Source organism: Gordonia sesuvii (assembly GCF_036350415.1).
In the GTDB taxonomy this organism is placed as follows: Bacteria; Actinomycetota; Actinomycetes; order Mycobacteriales; family Mycobacteriaceae; genus Gordonia; species Gordonia sesuvii.
Map to the genome: position 1 here is coordinate 1,346,606 of NZ_JAZDUF010000001.1, position 23,838 is coordinate 1,370,443.

Below are 23,838 nucleotides of genomic sequence, written 5' to 3' on the forward strand. Positions count from 1 at the left end.
CCGTCATTTAGCCTGACCTTACTGGATTTGCTGTCCAGGTCAGTCCGTGCCCATCAGGTCGATGACCTCGCGCAGGCTGGCTCCGCCGAGGATCGCCTCGACAGGCAGGTCGCGCCCGAGCACTGCCTGCACTCGTTTGCGGAGGTCAAGGGCCTGCAGGCTGTCCAGGCCCAGCGCCACCAATGGCAGATCGGGATCGAGGTCGACGTCGCCGTCCGAGAGTCCCATCGCCGCGGCGAGCTCGGCTTTCAGCACATCGCCGGGCGCCGACGACGCGGTCGGGTTCTCCTGCGTGACCTGCGGCGCGGGGTCGCCGGCCGGCCGCGCCGGGCTCGGCACGGTCTCCGGATCAGCTTGTTTGACCTGGGCCTGCGTAGCCGACCACTCGGCGGGGATCTCCGCGAGGATCTGCTGGGCTCCCAGAACCCCCAGCAGGTCACGCAGTTGGTCCCAGTCCGCCGACATGACGATGCTGTCCGACCCGAGACTCCTCTCCGTCCCGAGGGTGTCCGTACCGAGGCCTGCGGCGATCGCCGACGGCGGGGCCATCGGGATCACCCCGGCACCCGCGACCCGGGACAGGGCGGTGTCGTCGAGGGGCCCTTGGACCCGCCACAGGCCCCACTGCACCGATGCAGCGCGGACGCCGTCCGCCCGCAGTTCGGTGGCCATGATGTCGGTTATCCGGTTCGCGAGTGCGTAGAGCGCCTGGTCTCGGCCGCCGAGGGTGGCGGCGACGGACGAGCAGATCAGGACGGAGCAGTCGTCGGCGCGGGGTGCCGCCCGGACGATGTGTCGTAGGCCGGCGACCTTCGCTGCGATCGCGGTGTCGATCTGATCGGCGGTGATGTCGTCGAGCGACGTCGACACATAGTTCATCGCGGTGTGCACGATCAGGCTGACCGGCACCGTCATGGTGCCGACGAGTTCGTCGATGGCTGCCTCGTCGGTGATGTCGCAGGCGAGGGCGTGGACGTCGACTCCGTACCGGCGGGCGACGTCGTCGACACGACGCCGCACGTCTGCCGAGCCGCCGGACCGGCTGAGCAGCGTGATGCGGCCGGCGCCGGCCGCAGCGAGATACTCGCAGAACTCCATGCCGAGTTTGCCGGTTCCTCCGGTGATCAGGATGTGTGCGAAATCCGGGCTCGCCGCATCCGCCGGGACCTCGACAGGGGCCAGCCGCTTGACGAACACGGTGCCGCCGCGCAGTGCCATCTCGGGTTCGTCTGCGACGTGCAGCGCCGACACCACGGCTGCCGCGGAACCGTCGGCCGACTCGGTGGACCTGGCGTCGAGGTCGAGATGGCGGAACCGGACTGCCGGGTGTTCGGTGGCTGCGCAGCGCAGCGCCGAGGTGATGGCGCCGTGCACGACGTCGGGCGTCGGGTCGTCGGCGGTCACCCGTTCGCCGCCGACGGTCAGCCACCAGAACTGTTCGGGCAACCGCGCCGCTCCGGCGCGCCATCGGCCGCCGGCCAGGATCGCGGTGAGGTGATCGGTGACCGCATCGGGTTTCGTCCCCGCCGTACCGGCGAGCATCAGGACGGTGTCGGCGTCGAGGCCGGGCGTCTCGAGCGACCCGACGACCTCGGCGACCGCACCCTGGTCCGCAGCCGCGGCGGCAATCTCCGCGGCGAGTCCCGCGGCCTGACCGGTCGGATCGATGATGGCGATCCGTCTCGGCCGCAACAGTTTCCGTCGCTTCAGCGGTCGCCACTCGACCGCCAGCCGTCGGACTGCGGACCCCGCGTGACGCGCAGCCCATTCCGGCGAGTTGACGTCGTCGCCGACGCCGGATTCCCGGTCCGCCCACAGGTGTACGCGTCGCATCACCGTGTTGGGGAACCCTTCGAGCGGCAGTGCGGGGGCCTCGTCGACCGTCCCGGCCAGCGCTTCCCACCGGAAACCGGTGTCGGCCACTGCCACCGCGGCGACGTTGCGGGTGAACTCGGCGAGTCCGTCGGCATCGCGGCGCGAGGTGCCGATCACCTGTCGCGCACCGGTGGTCGAGTCGCCGACCTCGGCGAGGGTCTCCCCGATCGCCAGCAGCAGCGTCGGATGCTCGGACATCTCGACGAAGTAGTCCGCGTCGTGGCGGGTCGCGGCGTCGGCGATCGCCTTGTCGAAGCGCACTCGGTTGCGCAGGTTCCAGAACCAGTAGTCGGCCAGGGACATCTCGGGGTCGGTGGCGGCTCCGAGGGTGGCTCCCACCGACGGGATGGTTCCGGGCAGCATGTTCGGGTTCTGCAGCGACGTGCCGAGGGCGTCGATGAACAGGGGCTGGTACTCGCTGACGTAGCTGGTGTGGGCGGGGTATTCGACGCGGATCTCCTTGGCGAATCTTCCCTGGGCGGTGAGGGTTTCGACCATGTCGAGGACGTCGTCGCGTTTCCCGGAGATGCACAGGATGTGCGCGGAGTTGACGACCGACAGTTGCGCCCACCCCGAGTGGCGGGCCAGCATGTCCTCACATTCGTCGACGTCGATCCCCACGACCGCCATGGTGTGACCGCGCGGCGAGTGTTCGTGGACCAGGCGCGCACGGATGGTGACGATGAGCAACGAATCCGCCAGGGTCATAGCGCCGCTGCGATGACATGCCGCGATCTCGCCCTGTGAGTGCCCGACCGTCAACGCCGGGGTCACGCCCGCCGCATCCCACATGGCGGTCAGCCCGACCATCTGCATGAACAGTGCCGGCTGGACCACGCGGACATCGGCGGCGGACGGGTCGTCGGCGGCGACGTCGCCGAGCACGTAGTCGCGCGGCGAGGTGCCGAACAGCCGCATCGACTCGATGTGGCATTCGTCCACGGCACGTCGATAGTGTTCCGACAGTTCGTAATACCCGCGACCCATCCCCGGTCGCTGGCCGCCCTGTCCGGGAAAGGTGTAGGCGATGCGGCGGCGGGTCGCGGCTGTGGCGCCACGGACGACATCGGGGTGTGCGCGGTCGTCGGCGAGGGCGTCGATCGCATCGATGAGTTGGTCGCGGCCGGTGGCCAGTACGAGCGCGCGGTGGCGGCGCGCGGGTCGGGTCCGCAGGAGGTGAGCGGCCACCGCCGTCGGCGATACGTCCGGATGTGCGCGCAGGTAGCCACCCAGCGCGGCCGCCTCGGCGGGCACGAGTTCGGCGGCGTCGGACGACACCAGGACGGGCACACGGCCGTCAGGAAGGCGGGGGCCGGACAGTATCGACTCAGACCGTAGCGAATCAAGCACTGACGGCCTCACTCTCGACGCCGGGTCGATCGGCCGCCGGCATGGCGACGATGGCGTGTGCGTTGGTTCCGGAAACCCCGAAGCTGGACACCGCGGCGTATCGCTGTCCGTCGCCGCGGGGCGCCCAGGGGCGCAGTTCGGTCGACAGCGCCAGGGCGCCGCGATCCCAGTCGAGCGCGCCGGTGGGTGTGTCGGCGTAGAGGCTGGGTACCGTCTGGCCGTGCCGACCGCAGAGCAGCACCTTGATGAGTCCCAGGATGCCTGCCGCGGCCTGCGCATGTCCCGCATTGGATTTCACCGAGCCCAGCAGCACCGGCCGGTCCGGCGGGCGGGACGCACCGTAGGTGTTCTGCAGCGCCTCGAGTTCCATCGGATCACCGAGCGGGGTGCCGGTGCCATGGCCCTCGATGACGTCGATGTCGGCTGAACTGACACCGGCTGCGGCGATGGTGCGTTCGACGAGCCGTTGTTGGGCCAGCGCATTCGGCACGACGATCGGACCGCCACCGCCGTTGTGGTTGACCCGGGTGCCGAGCACGGTGCCGAAGATGCGATGACCGAGGCGGCGTGCCCTCTCTTCGGGCTCCACGATCACCACGCCCACACCTTCGCCCCACAGGGTGCCGGTGGCGGCCGAGCTGTAGGACTTGCAATGACCGTCGGCGGACAGCCCGTTGTTCTTGGCGAACTCGAAGAACGCGCCGGGCGAGCCCATCACGCACACACCACCGGCGAGCGCCCAGTCGCATTCGCCGGTGCGGATCGCGTTGGCGGCCAGATGGAGTGCGGTCAACGACGACGCGCACGCGGTGTCCACCGTCATCGACGGTCCGACGGTGCCCAGCACGTGGGAGATCCGGCCGGCCACGGCGCCCAGCGCGGTACCGGCGACCCGGTGCCCCGAGTAGTCGTTGACGGCGGCGGCGCGCGGCCCGTATTCGGCGATGGAGGCGCCCATGTAGACGCCCACCTCTTGGTCGCGCAACGTCGTCGGGTCGATGCCGGTGTTCTCCAATGCCCGCCACGCCACGCGCATCGCGACGCGCTGCTGAGGATCCATCGCGACCGCTTCACGAGGGCTGACCCCGAAGAATAGTGGGTCGAATTCCGCTGCGCCATGCAGGAATCCGCCGGCATCGGGCACGTCACCCCACCCGTCGAGCGCACCGAGGGCGAGGACCTGGTCGACCGGCCAGTCCCGGTCGCGCGGAAAGGGTTCGACGAGTTCGACACCGCCCGCCAGCGCCGCGTAGAAGCCCTCCGGCGTCTCGATGCCGCCGGGCGCCTCCACCGCCATGCCGGCGATGACGACGGGCCCGGTGGTGGTGATGGCAGTGGTGGTGCTCATCGGCCGGCCGCCCGGTGGGAGTCGGCCGCGTCCCGCGTCTCGGTGAGCACCTCGAGGATGTCGGGGCCAGCGGTCTCGAGGTAGAAGTGTCCGCCGTCGAGCACGCTGACGGAGACGTCGTCGGAGTGGGCGGACCAGGTGTGCAGGTCGTGCGGTCGGATCACGGGGTCGTCGACGCCACCGAGAACCGTGATAGGGGCGGCGATCCGGTCGACGTCGGTGGTGCGGTAGGCGTCGAACGCCTGATAGTCGGCGCGCAGCACGGGCAGCGCCATCCGCATCACGGCGTCGCTGCCCATCACACTCTCGCTGGTCCCGGACAGGGCGGATAGGTGGGCCATCAGCCCTTCGTCGTCGGTGGGATGCGGCGGCAGGTCGATGACCTTGCTGGGTGCGGTGGCCGACGAAACCACCAGACCGGTGAGCGGCGGCCCGGACACCTCGGCGCGCCGGGCGAACTCGAACGCGACGATCGCGCCGAGGCTGTGGCCGAACACGGTCAGTGGCGCCGTCTGGGCATCCGGTCGCTCGAGGTAGGCGGCGTGCGCTTCGGCGGCGAGGTCCGGCAGGGTGGTCGCGGCGGGTTCGCGCATGCGGTCCTGCCGGCCCGGGTACTGCATGATCAGGACGGTGAACTCGCGGCTGAACAGTTCCGAGGCCGACCGGTAGGCGGATGCGCCGGCGCCGGCGTGCGGGAAGATCAGCAGTGGCGGCAGGTCCGGCCGCAGCGGCTGATGGAACTGGCGGAGCGCGCCGAGGGCGGGTCGGGCGGTCTGGTGCTGCGTCATGACGCCTTCCTGGGTGGGTTAGCCTGGCCGGGACGTCCCCTCGACACCGAACGGAGCCGACCGCAATGGATTCCGCTGACACCGGCGCGCACGACGAGTACACGATCGGGCGTGAGATCACCGATGTGAGTGCGGAGGTGGCGGCCGCGGGCGGTCCGGTGGTGCCGGTGCTGACCGGCCGATTCCGGTTGCGTCGGGTGGACCCGGACGGGACCGATCCGGCGATGCTGGTGTCGTGGTTCGCCCGACCGCATCTGGTGCAGACGTGGGAGCAGGAATGGACCGAGCAGCGCTGGCGGGCCGATGCGGCGCATCGTCTCGCCGGTGACTACTCGGTGCCCTTCATCCTGTCGTTCGACGGCGTCGAGGTGGGGTACGTGGAGTTGTACCGTCCGGCGCGCGACGAGATCGCCCGGCTCTATCCGGCCGATCCGCACGACATGGGATTCCACATCGCGACCGCCGACCCGGCGCTCACCGGCCGCGGCCTGATCTCGGCGTGGCTGGCCGAGCTCGCACAGGCCATCTTCGATGCCGATTCGCGTTGTCGCCGAATCGTTCTCGAACCCGGCGCGAGCAATGGGCCCATTCGTCGGGCGTTGACGAAACACGGCTGGGTCGACCTCGGCGAGTTCGACGTCCGCCCCGATCGGCGGATCGCCCTGCACGCCATGGGCCGGGAACCGGGCGACCTTCCCGTGCTGTGATTCGGTCACCGCACGCCCTCCTCACGTGCGGCGGCGGCACGCGCGCCGCGTCCCCGCCGTTCGGTGATGCGCAGGATGCGGTTGGAGAGTTCGCCCAGTGAGCTGAGGTTGGGGAAGCCCGGGCCCTGGGCGAAGCCGGCGAGGTTGGGCAGGTACAGCTTCGGCGTCAGTCCGGTGACCGCGAGGTCGTGGCCGATGGCCGCCTCGATGTTCTCCAGGGTGGGTGGCCATCCGAGGGTGAGTTCGAGCAGGTCGGCGGCGTCGTCGGTGAACAGGTCGAGGAACCACAGTGGTTGTCCGCCGGTGGCGTCGACGACGAGGTCGAAGGTGAGGGTCTGCGGTGGCCGCCCGTCGTTGTGCAGGGTCACCGCGACCACGTCGCCGGCGCGTCGCGCCGACACCACCCGGCCCTGGAGGTGATGAATCCGTTCGTCGCCGAGCAGGTTCTCCTGGACCCGGACGGAGAAGACGCCGCGATCGGTGCGCCGGATGACGTCACGCCGCTCGGCCGCCGAAATGGCCGCCCACCCGGTCGGATCGCTGAACATGGCGTTCTCGAAGTAACTCTCGCCGCGCGTGTAGATCGTCGCACCCGGGGAGATCACCGAAACCGACATGACCTCGTGGCGGGCCAGTTCGTCCAGCGCCGACCCGGCGGTCTCGCCGCCACCGACCACCGCGGCCCGCGAGGCGACCGGCAGATCTCGTCGTGACACCCGGTCCCAGAACGCGGCGATGGACAGCACGTGTTCGTCGTCGAGCAGCGCGGCCTCGCTCGATCCGGGCCCGGTGATCATCAGCGCGTCGCCGATGACCTCTTCAGCCGAGCCGTCCGGGGCGGCGACCTCGAGAAACCACTGCTCGTCGTCCGCGGACACTGCCGTCACCCGGCCGATCACGACGTCGAGATCGATTCGGGTGGCCACCCATTGCAGGTATCGCGCCCAGACGTGATGCGCCGGGCTCGGGCGGCCCCGGTCGACCCATTCGGCGTAGGTCTGGTGCTCGACGAGGAACGACATCCAGCTGTAGGCCAGCATCCGTCGGCTGATCTCGGCGTTGAGTTCGCTGTGTTCGGTGCGGCCGGCGACGGTTGAGCGGTACGGGAACCCGATGTCCTTCTCGGGGCCGGTGCCGAGCCGATGCCGTCCGTCGGTCCAGCCGCCGATGGACTGCCAGTTCGCCCCGACGGCATGTGCCTCGACGACCCGCACGTGCGGTGCGGGCAGACCCAGGTCGCGCATCACTGTCGCCTTCGCGGCCACGGCGATGGCCTTCGGACCGGCGCCGACGACGAGCAGGGTCTGCGGGGAGTTGGCGGTCATCGTGTGCCCGTCAGCGAGTCGTCGGGGTCACGTGAGGTCGCGGCGGCGACCTCGTCATCGTCCATCGCCGCCACCTCCAGATACAGCGCCGCGACGCGTTCCAACCGGCCGGGCTGCGCGTCCGTGGAGTCGATCCGGCGGGCCAGGTCGCGCACGGTGCGCTCGGTGAAGATGTCGCGAACGCCGATCTGCGGGGCGTCGAGCCACTCCCGGGTGCGCGCGACGAGCGTGGTGGCGAGCACGGAATCGCCTCCGATGGCGAAGAAGTCGTCGGTCACGCCGACGCGGTCGGCGTCGATGCCGAGGACCTCGGCGACGAGCATGAGTAGGGCCTGCTCGAGATCGCCTGCGGGAGCGGCACGCTCGCTGACGGTGGTTGCGCCGGCGAGGACCGTTGCGATTGCTCGGCGGTCCAGTTTGCCGTTCCCGGTCAACGGGAGTTCCGGCAGTATCTCGATAATGTCGGGAATCATGTAGCCCGGCAGGAGTTCCCGCAGTTTCTCGGTCAGCGATGTGATTGTAGTGGCCGGCTCGGCGGTGATCGCCGCGGCCAGAGTGCGGGTTCCGCCGGGGGCGGTGACGGTCGTCGCGACCGCGGTGCGGACGCCGGTGATCGAACGCAAGGCGCCCTCGACCTCGCCGAGTTCGACGCGGAATCCGCGGATCTTGACCTGGTGGTCGGCGCGCCCGAGGAATTCGATGGTGCCGTCCGGCCAGTAGCGCGCGAGGTCTCCGGTGCGGTACCAGCGGAGGCCGTCGATGTCGATGAATCGTTCGGCCGTGCGTTGCGGCTCGTTGCGGTAGCCGTGCGCGACGCCCGCGCCACCGACCCACAGTTCACCGGTCACCCAGTCGGGGCAGTCGCGGCCGGCCGAATCGACTATGCGGCACACCACGTTGCGCAGCGGTGTGCCGAACGGTACCGACGTCCAGTGCGGCGGTGGGTCGGTCACCTCGCAGACGGTGCCGTGGATGGCGATCTCGGTGGCCCCGCCCAAGCCGGCGAATCGGGGGTGCGGGGCGAGCGCGTGCAACCTCCGGGGTAGGTCGACGCCGACCCAGTCGCCGCCGAGCAGTGTCGCCCGCACCGAGTCGCCGAGACCGCGGTCATCGCTTTCGGCCGCGGTCAGCAGCATGTCGAGGGCGCTGGGGACGCAGGTGAGGATCGACGCGTTGTGAGTCCGGAGGAGTTCCAGCCATGCGGCCGGATCACGCGCGTCGTCGGCGCCGACGGCGATGACCGCCCCACCGGCGCTGTAGAGGCCGAAGATGTCGTAGACGGAGATGTCGAACTCGAGCGCGGCGACCGTCAGTGAGCGGTCCCCTTCGCCGACGTCGAAGCGGTCGTTGATGTCGTCGATGGTGTTCATCGCCGCGCGGTGCGGTACCTCGACGCCCTTGGGGGTGCCGGTGGAGCCGGAGGTGAACAGGATGTAGGCGACCGATTCCGGTTGCGGTAGCACGGGTTCGGTCATCGGCGACGAGTACCGCACGGCCTGTACGAGGTCGATCCCGCGGACCCCGTCCGGCAGATCGTCGAGCGCACCGTCGGCGCCGAGCACGATCCGAATGTCACCGGTGCTGAGGATCGCCGCGCGCCGCGCGACAGGCTGGTCATGACCGATCGGCACCCAGATGGCTCCCGTGGCGAACACCCCGAGGGTGGCCACGACCTGGTCGGGCCCCTTCGGGATCTGCACGCCGACGGCGTCGCCGGGCCGCACGCCTGCCGCCTGCAGCGCGCCGGCCACCGCGAGAGCCCGTTCGGACAGCTCGCCGTAACTCATGGCGCCGTCACGCCAGATCAGCGCGGTCCGCTCGGGAGTGGTGCCGGCTCTGGCGAAGAACTCCTGGTGCAGCACCCGACCGGTGGTGGGGGCGGCGGTGTCGTTGACGCGGCGACGCACCGCCTGTTGCTCGGCGGGCAGTGCCGGCGCTGCGGTGCCCAGCCACCCGGCGTCGCCCTGGGTGAGCTTCTCGATGGCCGAGATATATTGCGCGAACATCGATTCCACGACACCGTCGGGAAAGGCGGAGGCCCGGACATCCCAGTTGAGCAGCAGGCCGCCGCGCACCTCGGTGACCTGCGCGTCGAGCGTCACCTGGGGACCCTGCGACACGATCCAGGAGGGGTCGCCGAGCCGTTCGAGAACCGCGTCGGAGAACAGTTCACCGAGGCCGAGTGCACTGGTGTAGACGATCGGCGCGAGCACCTGTTCCCCGCGATGCCGTCCGAGGTCGCGGAGCACCTCGAGTGCGCCGTAGCTGGAATGGGAACCGTTGGCGTGCATCGTCGCCTGCATCGAACGCGCGAGGTCGAGCACCGACCGGTCGCGGCGGGTGTCGACGTCGATGAGGATCGACGAGCTGAAGTCCCCCGACACCCGGTCGATGTCGGGGTGAGTCGATTCACGGTGGAACAGTGGGACGTTGAGCAAGAAGCGATCCTCGCTCGACCATCCGCCGATCGTTGCGGCGAACACGGCCGCGAGCGCGATGGCGGGGGTGACACCGCGCTCATGCGCAGCCGCGAGCAGGGTCTGCTTGGCGGCGGCATCGAGCCAATGATGGTGGCGGACCACGGTGTTCGCGCCGTCGGTCGCGGGCCGGTCGGGTCGGGCGGGCAGCACGGGTCCCGCGGGCAGGTCGTCGAGCCGGTCGGCCCACCAGGCGCGGTCGGTGTCGCGGGACGGATCGGGGTGTGCGGCACGGTGTTCGAGGTGGTCGCGGTAGGTGATGTCGATGCGTGGCAGCACCGCGCCGTCGTACAGGGCGACGAGGTCGGCGAGCAGGACGCGGTAGCTCATCGCGTCGGCGACGAGCATGTCGACGTCGACGTGCAGGCGATGACGGTCCTCGGGTAGTAGCGACAACGTCACGTCGAACACCTGCCCGGCGGAGACGTCGAGCATCTGGTGGCTCTTCGTGTCGCGAACCCGGGTCAGCGCGTCGTCGACCGACTCGGGTGACAGATTCCGGAAGTCGTTGAGTGCGAAGGGATCGTGATCGAGGTGGGCCATCACCTGTTGGGTGCCGTCAGAGTGGAATCGGGCCCGCAGCATCGGGTGCCGCTCGACGAGACGACGGGTGGCGTCGCGGAGCCGGTCGGCATCGAGTCCCGACCCGTCGAACTCGACGTAGAGGTGGGCGGCGACTCCGCCGAGGTCGGCGACGTCGGTGCGACCGATCCAGTACGCGTGCTGCATGGGTGCCAGCGGGAACGGTTCGTCGGCGCGATCTTGGGTTCTGTCGGCGCGATTCTGGGTTCCGTCGGCGGGATTCTGGGTTCCGTCGGCGGGATTCTGGGTTCCGTCGGCGCGATCTTGGGTTCCGTCGGCGCGATCCTGGGTTCCGTCGGCGCGATCTTGGGTTCCGTCGGCGCGATTCGGGGTTCCGTCGGTGGGGGCGGTGGCGTCGAGCATCGCCGCCCACGCGTCGACCGTGGGCTCGGCGGCCAACTGGGCGAAGTTGAGCCGATGACCTCGTTTGCGCCAGCCGCCGGCGATCTTCATCATGCGGATCGAGTCGAGGCCCAACGCGATGAGGTCCGCGTCGTCGCCGATGTCCTCGGGTGTCAGCCCGAGACTGTCCGCGATCGCCGCGCGTACCTCGTCGTGCGCCGTCGTCGATCCGCTCATCGGCCGCCTTCCCCGCGTCGCACCACATGCGGCGCGACGCTTCCCAACTTCTCGCAGGTCTCCTCGAACTCGCGGTCCGGGGTCGACTGCGCGACGACACCGGCACCCGCCCGCAGCCACGTCGTGCCGCCGGCGGAGAACACGGTCCGCAGCGCCAGCGTCGCCTCGAGATCTCCCGCCGAGGACGCGGTCAGCACGGCGCCGGAATACAGTCCGCGCCGACCGGGCTCGAGGCGATAGATGGCGTCAAGAGCAGGCGCCTTCGGTATCCCCGACGCCGTGATGGACGGGAAGAGCACCGACAGCGCTTGCCACACACCGGCATCCGGCGACAGGTCACCCCCGACAGTGGAGGCCAGGTGTTGCACGCTCCCCCGTTCCCGGATCGCCATGTACTCGTGCACGGCGGTCGTACCCGGGATCGACACCGACGAGATCTCGTCGAAGCAGGCACGGACCGACATCGCGTGTTCGGCGATCTCCTTCGGGTCGGTCAGCAGCTCCGCCCGGGCCGCGGCGTCGAGGTCCGCACCGCGCCCCGCCGCGCGGGTGCCGGCGAGGGGTTCGGTGACGACGCGGCCGTCGGTGTCCGCGGCGACTACCAGCTCGGGGCTGAAGCCGGCTGCCGACAGCTCACCGATGTGGAACAGATAGGAGCGGGCCGGGTCATTGGCCTCCCGTCCACGCACGAACGTCGCCGGCAGGTCCACGTCGAAGACGATGTCCACCCGCCGCGACAGGATCACCTTCTGGTACTCGCCCCGGGCGATCTCGTCGACGGCGAGCGCGACCCGGCCGCGATAGTCGTCGGCGTCGTCTCCGACGTCCACCGGCGTGGCAGGCGGCGGGCCGGTGACCGCGTCAGCGATCGCACGCAGCCGATCGGCTCGGCGCGGATCGAGGTCCCCGGTGTCGATGCCGTCGTCGGTGACCACGACCTCGAACTCCGGGACGATCAGATGCGCGAGGTGCGCGTCGCCGGAGACGTGCCCGAACAGGTCGTGCCGTGCTGCGCAGAAGTCGAAGGCCACCCACCCGTACACGCGCCACTGGCCGGACAGTTCTGCCAGGGCGTGCGCGATCGCCGCGGCCGGATCACCGGTCCACGAAGTCGAGGTCCGACGGTCACCATCGGTGACATCGATCGTGTGATGGTTGAGGACCACGCGGGCCCGAACACCCGCGGCGAACACCCAGCGACTGTCGCGTTCGTAGACGAGGTACTCGTCGAACTCCCCGGAAGCCGCCCAGGCCGCGCACACGCGTGCGGCCGCATCCGGTCGCGACTCGGCGCTGTGCGCTGTCCCCGCGGTCGTGTCGATGGTCAGCGACATGACCGGGCCCCTCCTCATGACTCTCGACAGATCGGACACCCCCGATTAGGCAAGCCTAAACGACATCGCCCCCGAGCCCCACCCTCACCTGCGGTAAGGCTGGCCTCATCGCCCGTGTGTTTGAATACCCCCATGAGCCGACGCGGTTCGTCGTGGTGGCGACGGGTGAACGTTCCCGTCGTCATCGCCGCCGCCGGTATCGCGGCCGTGATCTCGGCGTTCGTGGTGACCATCCTGCTGATGGGCCTGCTGATAGCCGACCGCGAGGAGCCCCCGCCCCCCGTACAACCGAGCGTCGTCGACATCGGCTGGGCCCCGCCCGCCACCCCGCAACCTCATGTCTGAGCCCCCGCAGACCGCAGCCGACCTGGCCGTCGGCGACCTGCTCGCCGGCTTCGCCCCGCACCCCGACGACGCCGCGCAGCGGTACCGCGATGCCGGGATCTTCGACGACCGGCCCCTGTGGCACATGCTGGAGCAGGCCGCTACCGCGCGGCCCGACGCGCCCGCGGTGACCGACACCGGGGGCGACCACCGCACGTTGTCCTATGCGGACCTGTGGTCGGCCGCCCTACGTCGGGCCGCGGGGTTCGCCGCCGCTGGCCTGGCCCCGGGCATGCGCGTGATCCTGCAACAACACAACTCCGCCGAGTTCGTGATCACGCTGTTCGGACTGTTGCGTGCGGGGGTCGTGCCGGTCATGACGCTGCCCGCGCACCGGATCAGCGAGATCGCGCATCTCGCCGCCGGCGCCGGTGCCGTCGCCTACGTCACCGAGGACGGCCGCCGCGGCTACGACCATCGAGAGCTGGCCGCCGAACTGCAGCAGCGTGTCCCCGCGGTGGCGCAGGTTTTCGTCGCCGGCGACCCCGGGCCGTACCGTCCGCTGCCCGACACCGACCCCGACGCAGTCACCCTGCCCGACGCGGACGACGTCGATCCCGAAGCACCGGCGCTGTTCCTCATCTCGGGTGGGACCACCGGTCTGCCGAAGCTGATCGCCCGCACCCACAACGACTACGCGTTCAACGCCCGCCGCTCGGCGGAGATCGCGGAACTGAGCGCGGCGGACACCTACCTGGTGGCGTTGCCCGGCGCGCACAACTTCCCGCTGTGCTGTCCCGGCATGCTGGGCATGATGGCGGTCGGTGGTCACGTGGTGTTCACCGACAACCCCAGCCCGGACAACACGTTCGACCTGATCGAGCAGTATCGAATCACCGTCACCGCCCTGGTTCCGGCGCTCGCGCAGGTGTGGTGCGCGGCCACCGAGTGGGAGCCGGCCGACATCAGCAGTCTGCGGCTGCTGCAGGTGGGCGGCGCCAAGCTGGCCGAGCCGGATGCGGTCGCCCTCGACGCAGCGCTCGGGGATGTGGTGCAGCAGGTGTTCGGCATGGCGGAGGGACTGATCTGCTACACCCGCCTCGACGACCCGCGGGACCTGGTGCACGCCGTGCAGGGCGCCCCGATGTCGGAGTTCGACGAGGTGCGCGTCGTCGACGAGCACGGTGCCGACGTCCCCGACGGGACGGACGGTGAGCTGCTGGTGCGCGGGCCGTACACCATCCGCGGCTACTACCGCGCGGCCGAACACAACGCGCGTTCGTTCTCCGCCGACGGCTACTACCGCTCCGGTGACCGCGTGCGACGGTTGCCGTCCGGACATCTGGCCGTCACCGGACGGATCAAGGACACCATCGTCCGCGGCGGCGAGAACGTCGCCGCCGACGACGTGGAGGAGAACCTGCTCGCCCACCCGTCGATCCGCGCGGCGGCCGTCATCGGCCTGCCCGACGAGGCGCTGGGCGAAAAGATCTGTGCCGCAGTGGTGTTGTCGCACGACCATCCGCCCGGCCGCCCGCTGGAATTGCCCGACGTCCGCGGTTTCCTGACGGAGAAGGGGCTCGCGTCGTTCAAGTTGCCGGATCGGCTGGTCGTGGTGCCGACGCTGCCGGTCACCGCGGTCGGCAAGATCGACAAGGCGGCGATGCGGGCGTCTCTCCTCGGTCCCTGAGGAGCGAGCCTGCGAGCGTCTCGAAGGGTCTCGAAGGGTCACGAAGGGCGGCCCTTCGTGACGGTCCTCCGCTAGCGCTCCGGACCTCCTCAGGGACCGGGTGGACGGCTCCCCGCTAGCGCTCCGGACCTCCTCAGGGACCCGGGGGGCTACTGCACCCGCGCCGTCGCCTCGGCCAGCATCGGCGTCAGCCGCTCGAGTGCGAACCGCAGCGACGCGGGCGTACCGGCAGACATCCCCTGCACGATCGGGTCGGTCTCGGCGAGCTCGATCGCGCGCCCGTCGCGGACGACCGGCAACGAGTTGATCAGGTTGTCGTTCTGCAGCTGCGCCAACGGCATCCCGATCGGGGCGAACACCGCCACCTGCGAATCGAGGGCCGAGACCCGTTCGACCGGCACCGAGGCGAAGAAGCCTTGCGCATCGAGGTCGGCGACCGGCGGGAACTGCACGAAGCCCAGTTCGGCGACGGTGTCGAACCGCGCGTCACCGGGCAGATAGGCGCCGTAGGCCTCACCGAACTTGGCGCCCCAGACGAACGTCTTGCCCGCGAAGTCCGGGTTCTGCTCGCGGAGCGTGTCCTGCAGGGCGGTGGTCTCGGCGATCTGCGCATCACCTTCGTCGGACCTGCCCAGCGCGGCCGCGATGAGTTGGGTCTGCAACTGCCAGTTGATGGCGTAGTCCGGGGTGCCCGCGGGTGCGGTGACGACCGGTGCGATCTCGCGCAGGCTCTGCGTCACGGCGGAGTCGTCGGCGGCACGCACGTTGAGGATGAGATCGGGGTTCATCTCACTGATCTGCTGGTAGTTGAACTCGCCGGCGCTCGCCGCCGGGATGATCTCAGGGGTGTCGGTGCCGAATTCCGCTGCCGCCCACTCGCCGACGCCCTTGTTCTCGGCGCCGAAGGACATCCAGTCATAAATGGCGACCGGCTTGACCCCGAGGCTCAGTGCGATCTCGCCGTCGGACCACCCGAGCGCCACCACCCGCGGATTGTCGGGAAGATCGAACTCCGGTTCCGCCGACGGATGGGAGTACACGGTGTTCTCGGTCGTGTCCGACTGGATGCACGCGGTCAGTGCGAACACGAGAACGACGACGAGCCCCAGCGCGCGGGACAGTCGACGAAGATGAGCGGTCATCGGATCTCCTCGGTCGTGGTGGATGTCTGCGCGGACGACTGTGGGGACGCCCGGAGGTTGGCGGTGTCGCCGGGCACTTCGTCGAACGACACCGCGCCGTCGCCCAGCGGGATCACCAACGGGGTGTTGGTCTCGGGGTCGTCGATGATCCGCGCCCGGACCCCGAAGGTCCGGTGCACCATATCGGCGGTGATGACCTCCGACGGCGCGCCCTGGGCGACGATGTCACCGCTACGCATGGCGATGATGTGACTGGCGTACCGGGCTGCCTGGTTGAGATCGTGCAGCACCGCGACGAGGGTGGTCCCGCTCTGGTTGAGGGTCGTGCACAACTCGAGGACCTCGATCTGGTGGGCGAGATCCAGATACGTGGTGGGCTCGTCGAGCAGCAGGATCGGGGTCTGCTGGGCCAGCGCCATTGCGATCCAGACACGTTGCCGCTGACCACCCGACAGGGCGTGCACGGGGCGCTGCGACAGATCGGTCAACCGGGTGACCTGCAGCGCGAAGTCGACCGCTGCCTGATCCTCGTCGGTCCACTGCCGGAACATCGTCTGGTAGGGGAAACGGCCGCGCGAAACCAGATCGATGATGGTGATGCCCTCGGGTGCGATGGACTGCTGCGGCAGCAACCCGACCTCCCGGGCGAACTCCTTGCCGCGGAAACCCTTCACATCCTTGCCGTCGAGCAGCACACTACCGCCGCGTGGCGTCAACAGTCTCGAAAGAGACCGCAGCAGAGTGGATTTGCCACATGCGTTCGGTCCGACGATCACAGTGAACGACGCGTCCGGGATCACCACGTCGAGGTCGGCGATGATCGTGCGATCGCCGTACCCGATCTCGAGGCCGGCTCCGGTGAGGCGGTCGGCGCGTGTCCCGTCGGTACCCATCGGGTCGGTGGTGTTCGGGTCGGCGCTGGTTGGGTTTGGGGTCATGGCCTGGCCTTTCGTGACTGGGCGATGAGCAGTCCCAGGAGATAGACGCCACCGATGGACGTGGTGACCACGCCGACCGGCAGCTGCACCTCGGGCGCCAGGATGGTGCGGGCGATCGCGTCGCAGCTGACGAGCAGCACGGCACCCACCGCGGCGGAAGTCACCAGGGGAATTCCCGGGCTCGGCGAGATCCGCGCCGCCAACTGCGGAGCAACGAGTGCGACGAAGGCGATCGGACCTGCGATGGCGGTGATGACGGCGGCGAACCCGACACCCAGGACGAGCAGCATCATCTGGGTCCGCGCGACGTCGACGCCCTTGCTCTGGGCGGAGTCGGCGCCGAGCTCGAACATCCGCATCCGCGGGGCGACGACGATCAGGGCGGGCACCAGGATCACCAGTCCGATGATCACCGGGACGGTGTCTGACATCCGGATGTCGTGCAGGCTGCCCATCCCCCACGAGGCTGCGGCGGCGGCGTTCTGCACGTTGGAGGTCGCGATCAAGTAGCCGTTGAACGCCACCAGCATGGCGTTGATGCCGATCCCGACCACCACGAATCGGTAACCGCTTGTACCACCACGCATCCCGAGGTAGTAGACGGCAACGGCGGTCGCCAGCGACCCGATCAGCGCACCCACCGTCGACCCGGCGGAGTCCAGGTTGAGCACGAGCATCGCGATCAGCGCCCCGGTGTAGGCGCCGGTTGTGAAACCGATGATGTCGGGGCTGCCCAGCGGATTGCGGGTGATGGTCTGGAAGATCGCGCCCGACAATGCCAGCGCGGCCCCGCCGACGAGCGCGATCACCACCGCGGGCAGTGCGGCGGCGACGAGGTCGGCGGGCGCGCCGGATGTCATGCCGGCCAGCACCTTCAGGGTGTCGACGATGCCGAGGCGCGGGCTGTCGGTGGTGCTCACGCCGAGTGACCACACCCCGACCGCGAGGGCGACGACGACGAGGGCGGTCCCGATCACCACGGCGGCGAGATCCACTCGGACACTGATCGTCCGGGTGCGGATCATCTTGATACGGCGCGGCCAGTGCGCCGGAGTGGGGGTCGGCCGCTGCTGCTGGACCGTCATTGTTCACCTCTGCGCTGCCGACGGACCAACGCGATGAGAACCGGCGCGCCGATGAACGCGGTCACCATCCCGACCGGCAACTCGCTGGAGGTCAGCACGCGGGCCAGCAGATCCGACCCGACCATCACGATCGGTCCGACCACGACGCACACCGGCAGCAGCCAGCGGTTGTCGGGCCCGAAGAGAATGCGCACGACGTGCGGAACCATGAGTCCGACGAAGGTGATCGGCCCCAGTGCCGCGGTGGCCGCCCCGCACAGCACGGTCACGACGACGAAGCCACCGAGCCGCACCCGCCCCACGGGCACCCCGAGTGCACGGGCCCGGTCGTCGCCGAGCGCCAGACCGTTCAGATATGGGATCAGTATCATCGCCGCGAGCGCTCCGACGACGATCGGGATCCACACCACCGACACCTGCGACCAGTCCCGCCCGTCGAGAGTGCCGACCTGCCAGGAGCGGATCGCGTCGAACGACTTCGGATCGATCATCGTCAGGCCGAACCCGATACCGCTGAAGATCGAGCCCGCCGCGACACCGGTCAGCACCAGTTTCTCGGGGCTGGCGCCGCTGATGCCGCGCGAGCCGACGAAGTACACCAGGGTCGCCGCCAGGAATGCGCCGACCATCGCGGCCGCCATGTAGCCGCCGGTGGAGCTGACATCCCAGGCGACTGCGGCGACGACCATCGCGAAATATGCTCCCGAGTTGACGCCGAGAATGCCCGGGTCCGCCAACGGGTTTCGGGTCAGGCCCTGCATGATGGCGCCGGCCGCACCGAGGGCGACGCCGACCAGGACCGCGAGCAGCGTACGTGGCACGCGGTTGTTGCGGATGACCTCGAGAGTGGTCGGGTCGCCGTCGCCGAACAAGGCGCGCCAGGCGTCGGTGACCGTGTAATCACCGGAGCCGACGAAGAATCCGAGGAAAGTGAGGCCGACCGCGGTGGCGATGAGCAGCACGACCACGGCGAGTCGCGACATGGACCGCAACCCCGACGGAGATGGCGCAGGGGCACCCGGCCCGGCCGGGGTTACCGCGGTGTCAGTGGTCAACAGGGTCGCCTGTCGTCGAGGTACCGTGGCCCCCACTATAGGTTAGGGAACCCTTAAACACGCGGGTTCGAATGATCGCGCCACGCCGTGATTCGGTGGCTGCTCACCCGTTCGGCCGGTCAGGACTCCGGACCGTTGTCCCGCCAGTACGCCTGTGACTTCACATCCGACTTGCCGAGCTTGTAATCGCTCTTCAACGACGCGGTGACCGCGCGGGTGCTCGTCATGTCCAGGGCGACGAATCCGAAGTGGTCGGTGGCGTCGAATGCCGCGTCACGCACCGCATCCGACAATGACGACCCGTCACGCTTGATCCAGTTGATGGTGTCCTGATCGCGCAACCGCAGTGGCAGTGTCGTGTCGGACTCGTGGACGTATTCGAGCCAGACGGTCGCGGGTGCCGACGGATTGGCCGAGCCCGAGATCCCGTCGAGCAGCGAGTTGATCGCCGGCAGGGCCGCGATGTCGCCGGCGAGCAGCCAGCCCTTCGGCGCCGGATCGGGGATCGCGAACTTGGAGCCCATGAACGTCGACGAGATGGTGTCGCCGGGCCGCGCGGCCTGCGCCCACCGGGCGGCCGCGCCGTCGTGGATGGCGAACTCGAGGAAGAAGGTGTCGGTGGCCGGGTCCGGGTCGACCAGCGTGTAGGCCCGCTGATGCAGCTTGCCGTGCTTGTTCTCGAACCAGATGCGAATCCACATCGTGGGGTGCACCGGACGCTCGGTGAGCAGACCACCGCCGGTGAAACCCAGGCGGATGTAGTGGTCGGTGACCGGCTCGTTGCTGGTCACCGTGATCTCGTAGTCGTCGGCGCCGAGGAGTTTGAGGACCGCCCCCTGCCACCCGCGCGACTTGGTCTTCGTCTGTTCCGCCATGCGACAACGGCCTTCCCTCGACTGCAGCACGTTCTGTCAGGGTAGCCTAACTTCGCCTGCGGGCAAGGCCGCCTCCCCGCCGGTTGAGTAGCGCCGCGCGAGCCTGCGAGCCGGCGCGTATCGAAACCCCCCGCGAGCCGGCCGTTCCCCGCCGGTTGAGTAGCGCCGCGCGAGCTTGCGAGCCGGCGCGTATCGAAACCCCCCAGCACCCTAGGCAGGCGCCAAAGCCACGATCCCGGGATGCGCATCGAGGTAGGACTTCGTGAACGAGCACACCGGCCGCAACCGGGCACCCTGATCCCGCACGTACCCGATCGCACCGACCATCAGGCGGGTGCCGAGACCGTGCCCGGTGTACTCGTCGTAGAGCACCGTGTGAAGGATCGTGATGGTCGACGTCCCGCCGACCGTCTCCCTGCTGTAGCCCAGGACGCCGACCAAGTCGCCGGCGACCCACAGTTCGAATCGATCCCGGTCGGGATTGTGGACGACCTGAGCAATCTGCTGCAGGATGGCCTGCGCGGACTGCGGTGGCCGATGTCGATGTTTCCGCTGCATGATCCCCTCCTGCGCACTACAGATCGCCGTTGCCGAAGCTCCCCTTCCGGCAGCGGTGACGGTCGTTTGTGATTCGTGTCACAGCCTACCTTACGCAGGCGTAGGTCGCCGCGCCGCCGACCCTGCCCGGCCCCCGACGCCGCGACGTCGTAGGGTTGGGTTCGACCACGGCACCCTCCGTGGTCGACAAATTGAACAGCGCGGGGGCTCCCACGATCACCGGGGGCTGAGATGGCGACAGGCGGTCGTCGACCGCCCGAACCTGTCCGGGTAATGCCGGCGTAGGGAGTCGCAATCATGGGAACACGTGTATCCGAAACTGCCGTCTCGACGGTCACCCAGGGGCCGATCGAGGGAAGCAGCAAGCACTACCGAGAGATCGACCATCTCCGTATCCCGGCGCGACGCATCCACCTGACCAACGGCGAGCATCTCGACGTCTACGACACGTCCGGTCCGTACACCGACGCGACCGCGACCATCGACGTCGAGGCGGGGCTGCCGCCGACACGGGATGCATGGCACCGGCCCGAACCGATCGACGGCGCATCGACGCAGCTGGCGTGGGCGCGCGCCGGGGTCGTCACCGATGAGATGCGGTACATCGCCGCTCGCGAGGGTGTCGACGTCGACCTCGTCCGCGAGGAGGTCGCGGCGGGCCGGGCGGTGATCCCGGCCAATCACCGTCACCCCGAATCGGAGCCGATGATCATCGGCAAGCGATTCGCGGTGAAGGTCAACGCGAACATCGGCAACTCGGCCGTCACCAGCTCGATCGCCGAGGAGGTGGAGAAGATGGTGTGGGCCACCCGCTGGGGTGCCGACACCATCATGGATCTGTCCACCGGCAAGGACATCCACATGACCCGGGAGTGGATCATGCGGAACTCCCCGGTCCCGGTTGGCACGGTGCCGATCTATCAGGCGCTGGAGAAAGTCAACGGCGATCCCACCAAACTGACGTGGGAGATCTACCGCGACACCGTGATCGAGCAGGCCGAACAGGGTGTCGACTACATGACGGTGCACGCCGGTGTCCTGCTGCGTTATGTGCCGCTGGCCGCCCGACGCGTCACCGGCATCGTCTCGCGCGGCGGGTCCATCATGGCGGCATGGTGTCTGGCGCACCATCAGGAGTCGTTCCTCTACACCCATTACGAGGAGCTGTGCGAGATCTTCGCGCGCTACGACATCACCTTCTCGCTCGGTGACGGCCTCCGCCCGGGGTCGATCGCCGACGCCAACGACGAGGCGCAGTTCGCCGAGCTCCGCACGCTCGGAGAACTGACGAAGATCGCCAAATCGCATGGCGTGCAGGTGATGATCGAGGGCCCGGGGCACGTTCCGATGCACAAGATCGCGGAGAACGTGCGCCTGGAAGAAGAACTGTGCGAGGAGGCCCCGTTCTACACTCTCGGCCCCCTGGCCACCGACATCGCGCCGGCCTATGACCACATCACGTCGGCGATCGGTGCCGCGATGATCGCGCAGGCCGGCACCGCGATGCTGTGCTACGTGACTCCCAAAGAGCATCTGGGACTTCCCAATCGCGACGACGTCAAGGTCGGTGTTATCACCTACAAGATCGCCGCACACTCGGCGGATCTCGCCAAGGGGCATCCGGGTGCGCAGGAACGTGACGACGCATTGTCCAAGGCGCGCTTCGAGTTCCGGTGGACCGACCAGTTCAATCTCGCTCTCGACCCGGACACCGCGCGGGAGTACCACGACGAGACGATGCCCGCCGAACCGGCGAAAACCGCCCACTTCTGCTCGATGTGCGGGCCGAAGTTCTGTTCGATGCGCATCTCGCACGACGTCCGGACCTACGCCGAGGAGAACGGCCTGGTGACCGCCGAGGACATCGACCGCAAGATCGCCGAGGAGATGGCCGCGAAGTCGGCGGAGTTCGCCGAGCACGGCAACCGCGTCTATCTTCCGTTGGAGGCCACCACCGCCACTGCCACTGCAGGAGGGTCGCCCACACGATGACCGACGATCTCCGCCTACCCACCGCCGAACCGGGTGCCACACCGCGGCGCGTGCTCACCATCGCCGGTTCCGATTCCGGCGGGGGTGCCGGCATCCAGGCCGACATGCGGACCTTCGCGCTGCTGGGACTGCACGGCTGTGTGGCGGTCACCGCGGTGACCGTGCAGAACTCGCTCGGCGTCCAGGGTTTTCAGGAGATCGAGCCGGAGACGGTGGCCGCGCAGATGCGCAGCGTGGTCACCGACATCGGTGTCGGTGCCGCGAAGACGGGGATGCTGGCGTCGGCGCCGATCATCGAGGCGGTGGCCAAGGAGTGTGTCGGACTCGGGATCGGCGGCGCGGGGTCGGTGCCCCTCGTCGTCGACCCGGTCTGCGCGTCGATGCACGGTGATCCGCTGTTGGCGACGGAGGCACTGGACACGTTGCGGTCTGCGTTGATCCCGCTCGCCACGGTGGTCACCCCGAATCTCGACGAGGTCGCTCTGATCACGGGCATCCAGGTCGTCGACCAGCAGACCCAGCGTGCCGCGGCCCGTTCGCTGCACGCCCTCGGGGCACGCTGGGCGCTCGTCAAAGGCGGGCACCTGCGGTCGTCGACGCACAGTCCCGATCTGTTGTTCGACGGCGAGAACTTCCACGAGTTCGACCATCCACGCATCGACACCACCCACGATCACGGCGCCGGCGACACCCTGGCCGCCGCGACCACCTGCGCGCTCGCACACGGCCATTCGGTGCCCGAGGCGATCGGCTTCGCCAAGAGCTGGGTGACCCGAGGGCTCGAGGCGGCCTACCCGCTGGGGGCCGGCCACGGTCCGGTCAACCCGTTGTGGCGTGTACACAAGGGGTGAGTGCAGCCGCGGCCGAGTTCCATGGATTCGCCGAGTTTTCACCTCCTCGTCGGACTGCGGGTCGATAATTCGGGCATGGATGGCGCAGAGGAGACCGCGGGCTGGAACTATCTCATGGACATGGATGGCGTTCTCGTCCGCGAAGACCACCTGATCCCGGGAGCAGACACGTTTCTCTCGGAGTTGCGCGACAACGAGATCCCGTTCATCGTGCTCACCAACAACTCCATCCGCACGCCGCGCGACCTGCGTGCCCGGCTGCTGCGCACCGGCCTCGACATTCCCGAGGAGGCGATCTGGACCTCGGCGCTGGCCACCGCCCGCTTCCTCCAGTCGCAGCGCCCGGGCGGGTCGGCCTACGTGGTCGGGGAATCCGGGCTCACCACGGCGCTACACGAGATCGGCTATGTGATCACCGATTCGGCACCGGACTATGTGGTGCTCGGCGAGACACGGACCTACTCTTTCGAGGCGATCACCACCGCGATCCGCCTGGTCGAGCTCGGATCACGGTTCATCGCCACCAATCCGGACGCCACCGGCCCGTCCGCGGCCGGATCACTCCCGGCGACCGGCGCGGTCGCCGCGCTGATCACCCGCGCCACCGGCCGCGAACCGTACTACGTGGGCAAGCCGAATCCGTTGATGATGCGATCCGCGCTGCGCCAGATCGGGGTGCATTCGGAGCACACGCTGATGATCGGCGATCGCATGGACACCGACGTCATCTCGGGGATGGAGGCCGGCCTGCAGACCATCCTGGTCCTGTCCGGAATCTCGACCCCGACGTCGGTGGAGTTGTTCCCGTACCGCCCCACCCGGGTCATCGACAGTGTTGCCGACCTGGTCGGTCACACCGGCGACCCCTTCGCAGTCTGACCTACGTTTCGCGCCCGGCACCCCGCAACCTCACCTACGTTTCGCACCCAGAGCGCCGTCACCTCACCACCCACGCGCCCAGCA

At 69.0% G+C, this 23,838-nt stretch carries 18 protein-coding genes and 1 riboswitch; of the genes, 6 read left to right on the forward strand and 12 right to left on the reverse strand.

The genetic code is table 11. The features are described from left to right. Positions 1-39: 39 nt before the first annotated feature. The 3 genes from nbtC to VZC37_RS06210 are packed head-to-tail and all read right to left on the reverse strand — an operon-like array spanning position 40 to position 5,361. A complete protein-coding gene (gene nbtC, locus VZC37_RS06200; RefSeq protein ID WP_330431523.1) occupies positions 40-3,237 on the reverse strand; it encodes a nocobactin polyketide synthase NbtC in 3,198 nt (1,065 codons plus the stop codon). Then, positions 3,218-4,573 (reverse strand): beta-ketoacyl [acyl carrier protein] synthase domain-containing protein, encoded by a 1,356-nt coding sequence (locus VZC37_RS06205; RefSeq protein WP_330431524.1) that lies wholly within the window; start codon positions 4,571-4,573, stop codon positions 3,218-3,220. Before VZC37_RS06205 ends, nbtC begins: the two co-directional genes overlap by 20 nt. Beyond that, positions 4,570-5,361 (reverse strand): thioesterase II family protein, encoded by a 792-nt coding sequence (locus tag VZC37_RS06210; RefSeq protein WP_330431525.1) that lies wholly within the window; start codon positions 5,359-5,361, stop codon positions 4,570-4,572. Before VZC37_RS06210 ends, VZC37_RS06205 begins: the two co-directional genes overlap by 4 nt. Positions 5,362-5,426: 65 nt before the next feature. Here VZC37_RS06210 and VZC37_RS06215 point away from each other — a divergent pair, with 65 nt between their 5' ends. Further along, complete coding sequence (locus tag VZC37_RS06215; RefSeq protein ID WP_330431526.1) at positions 5,427-6,068, forward strand: GNAT family N-acetyltransferase; 642 nt, start codon at positions 5,427-5,429, stop codon at positions 6,066-6,068. A 5-nt stretch (positions 6,069-6,073) separates the two neighbouring features. On the opposite strand, the gene VZC37_RS06220 is transcribed toward VZC37_RS06215, so the two are convergent. Genes VZC37_RS06220 through VZC37_RS06230 form a run of 3 tightly spaced genes read right to left on the reverse strand, consistent with a single transcriptional unit; the run spans position 6,074 to position 12,365 of the window. Beyond that, entirely contained in the window at positions 6,074-7,393 is a 1,320-nt protein-coding gene (locus VZC37_RS06220; RefSeq protein ID WP_330431527.1) for a SidA/IucD/PvdA family monooxygenase, read from the reverse strand. Continuing rightward, positions 7,390-11,031, reverse strand: a complete 3,642-nt coding sequence (locus tag VZC37_RS06225; protein ID WP_330431528.1) for a non-ribosomal peptide synthetase — start codon at positions 11,029-11,031, stop codon at positions 7,390-7,392. Before VZC37_RS06225 ends, VZC37_RS06220 begins: the two co-directional genes overlap by 4 nt. Continuing rightward, complete coding sequence (locus VZC37_RS06230; RefSeq protein WP_330431529.1) at positions 11,028-12,365, reverse strand: salicylate synthase; 1,338 nt, start codon at positions 12,363-12,365, stop codon at positions 11,028-11,030. The genes VZC37_RS06225 and VZC37_RS06230 overlap by 4 nt, the downstream gene beginning before the upstream one ends. A gap of 132 nt (positions 12,366-12,497) precedes the next feature. On the opposite strand from VZC37_RS06230, the gene VZC37_RS06235 reads away from it, so the two are divergent. Further along, positions 12,498-12,710: a hypothetical protein gene (locus VZC37_RS06235; RefSeq protein WP_330431530.1), complete on the forward strand. Its 213-nt coding sequence runs from the start codon at positions 12,498-12,500 to the stop codon at positions 12,708-12,710. Then, positions 12,703-14,379, forward strand: a complete 1,677-nt coding sequence (locus VZC37_RS06240) for a (2,3-dihydroxybenzoyl)adenylate synthase (RefSeq protein WP_330431531.1) — start codon at positions 12,703-12,705, stop codon at positions 14,377-14,379. Before VZC37_RS06235 ends, VZC37_RS06240 begins: the two co-directional genes overlap by 8 nt. A gap of 149 nt (positions 14,380-14,528) precedes the next feature. On the opposite strand, the gene VZC37_RS06245 is transcribed toward VZC37_RS06240, so the two are convergent. The 6 genes from VZC37_RS06245 to VZC37_RS06270 all read right to left on the reverse strand — a co-directional run bounded on the left by VZC37_RS06245 (position 14,529) and on the right by VZC37_RS06270 (position 20,032). Beyond that, entirely contained in the window at positions 14,529-15,521 is a 993-nt protein-coding gene (locus tag VZC37_RS06245) for an ABC transporter substrate-binding protein (protein WP_330431532.1), read from the reverse strand. Then, positions 15,518-16,459 (reverse strand): ABC transporter ATP-binding protein, encoded by a 942-nt coding sequence (locus VZC37_RS06250; protein ID WP_431309327.1) that lies wholly within the window; start codon positions 16,457-16,459, stop codon positions 15,518-15,520. Before VZC37_RS06250 ends, VZC37_RS06245 begins: the two co-directional genes overlap by 4 nt. After that, the gene (locus VZC37_RS06255) at positions 16,456-17,544 is read right to left on the reverse strand and encodes a FecCD family ABC transporter permease (RefSeq protein ID WP_330431533.1); all 1,089 of its coding nucleotides are present in this window, start codon (positions 17,542-17,544) and stop codon (positions 16,456-16,458) included. The genes VZC37_RS06250 and VZC37_RS06255 overlap by 4 nt, the downstream gene beginning before the upstream one ends. Continuing rightward, a complete protein-coding gene (locus tag VZC37_RS06260) occupies positions 17,541-18,527 on the reverse strand; it encodes a FecCD family ABC transporter permease (protein ID WP_330431534.1) in 987 nt (328 codons plus the stop codon). Before VZC37_RS06260 ends, VZC37_RS06255 begins: the two co-directional genes overlap by 4 nt. Before the next feature lie 191 nt (positions 18,528-18,718). Continuing rightward, positions 18,719-19,474 carry a siderophore-interacting protein gene (locus VZC37_RS06265; RefSeq protein ID WP_330431535.1) on the reverse strand — a complete coding sequence of 252 codons (756 nt, stop codon included), beginning with the start codon at positions 19,472-19,474 and terminating at the stop codon, positions 18,719-18,721. 210 nt (positions 19,475-19,684) lie between these two features. Further along, complete coding sequence (locus VZC37_RS06270; RefSeq protein ID WP_330431536.1) at positions 19,685-20,032, reverse strand: GNAT family N-acetyltransferase; 348 nt, start codon at positions 20,030-20,032, stop codon at positions 19,685-19,687. A gap of 190 nt (positions 20,033-20,222) precedes the next feature. Then, positions 20,223-20,337, forward strand: a riboswitch (TPP riboswitch). Here VZC37_RS06270 and thiC point away from each other — a divergent pair. From thiC to VZC37_RS06285, 3 genes are all read left to right on the forward strand, one after another. After that, positions 20,330-22,024 (forward strand): phosphomethylpyrimidine synthase ThiC, encoded by a 1,695-nt coding sequence (gene thiC, locus VZC37_RS06275; protein ID WP_330431537.1) that lies wholly within the window; start codon positions 20,330-20,332, stop codon positions 22,022-22,024. Its footprint overlaps the riboswitch before it by 8 nt. Then, positions 22,021-22,875: a bifunctional hydroxymethylpyrimidine kinase/phosphomethylpyrimidine kinase gene (thiD, locus tag VZC37_RS06280; RefSeq protein ID WP_330431538.1), complete on the forward strand. Its 855-nt coding sequence runs from the start codon at positions 22,021-22,023 to the stop codon at positions 22,873-22,875. Before thiC ends, thiD begins: the two co-directional genes overlap by 4 nt. 75 nt (positions 22,876-22,950) lie before the next feature. Then, positions 22,951-23,754 carry an HAD-IIA family hydrolase gene (locus tag VZC37_RS06285; RefSeq protein ID WP_330431539.1) on the forward strand — a complete coding sequence of 268 codons (804 nt, stop codon included), beginning with the start codon at positions 22,951-22,953 and terminating at the stop codon, positions 23,752-23,754. The last annotated feature ends 84 nt before the right edge of the window (positions 23,755-23,838 follow it).

Excerpts from the sequence above, each read along its gene's own strand:
- VZC37_RS06205 (WP_330431524.1), bottom strand. The coding sequence starts at position 4,573 with ATGAGCACCACCACTGCCATCACCACCACCGGGCCCGTCGTCATCGCC.
- VZC37_RS06210 (WP_330431525.1), bottom strand. The coding sequence starts at position 5,361 with ATGACGCAGCACCAGACCGCCCGACCCGCCCTCGGCGCGCTCCGCCAG.
- VZC37_RS06215 (WP_330431526.1), top strand. The coding sequence starts at position 5,427 with ATGGATTCCGCTGACACCGGCGCGCACGACGAGTACACGATCGGGCGT.
- VZC37_RS06220 (WP_330431527.1), bottom strand. The coding sequence starts at position 7,393 with ATGACCGCCAACTCCCCGCAGACCCTGCTCGTCGTCGGCGCCGGTCCG.
- VZC37_RS06225 (WP_330431528.1), bottom strand. The coding sequence starts at position 11,031 with ATGAGCGGATCGACGACGGCGCACGACGAGGTACGCGCGGCGATCGCG.
- VZC37_RS06230 (WP_330431529.1), bottom strand. The coding sequence starts at position 12,365 with ATGTCGCTGACCATCGACACGACCGCGGGGACAGCGCACAGCGCCGAG.
- VZC37_RS06235 (WP_330431530.1), top strand. The coding sequence starts at position 12,498 with ATGAGCCGACGCGGTTCGTCGTGGTGGCGACGGGTGAACGTTCCCGTC.
- VZC37_RS06240 (WP_330431531.1), top strand. The coding sequence starts at position 12,703 with ATGTCTGAGCCCCCGCAGACCGCAGCCGACCTGGCCGTCGGCGACCTG.
- VZC37_RS06245 (WP_330431532.1), bottom strand. The coding sequence starts at position 15,521 with ATGACCGCTCATCTTCGTCGACTGTCCCGCGCGCTGGGGCTCGTCGTC.
- VZC37_RS06250 (WP_431309327.1), bottom strand. The coding sequence starts at position 16,459 with ATGACCCCAAACCCAACCAGCGCCGACCCGAACACCACCGACCCGATG.
- VZC37_RS06255 (WP_330431533.1), bottom strand. The coding sequence starts at position 17,544 with ATGACGGTCCAGCAGCAGCGGCCGACCCCCACTCCGGCGCACTGGCCG.
- VZC37_RS06260 (WP_330431534.1), bottom strand. The coding sequence starts at position 18,527 with ATGTCGCGACTCGCCGTGGTCGTGCTGCTCATCGCCACCGCGGTCGGC.
- VZC37_RS06265 (WP_330431535.1), bottom strand. The coding sequence starts at position 19,474 with ATGGCGGAACAGACGAAGACCAAGTCGCGCGGGTGGCAGGGGGCGGTC.
- VZC37_RS06270 (WP_330431536.1), bottom strand. The coding sequence starts at position 20,032 with ATGCAGCGGAAACATCGACATCGGCCACCGCAGTCCGCGCAGGCCATC.
- thiC (WP_330431537.1), top strand. The coding sequence starts at position 20,330 with ATGGGAACACGTGTATCCGAAACTGCCGTCTCGACGGTCACCCAGGGG.
- thiD (WP_330431538.1), top strand. The coding sequence starts at position 22,021 with ATGACCGACGATCTCCGCCTACCCACCGCCGAACCGGGTGCCACACCG.
- VZC37_RS06285 (WP_330431539.1), top strand. The coding sequence starts at position 22,951 with ATGGATGGCGCAGAGGAGACCGCGGGCTGGAACTATCTCATGGACATG.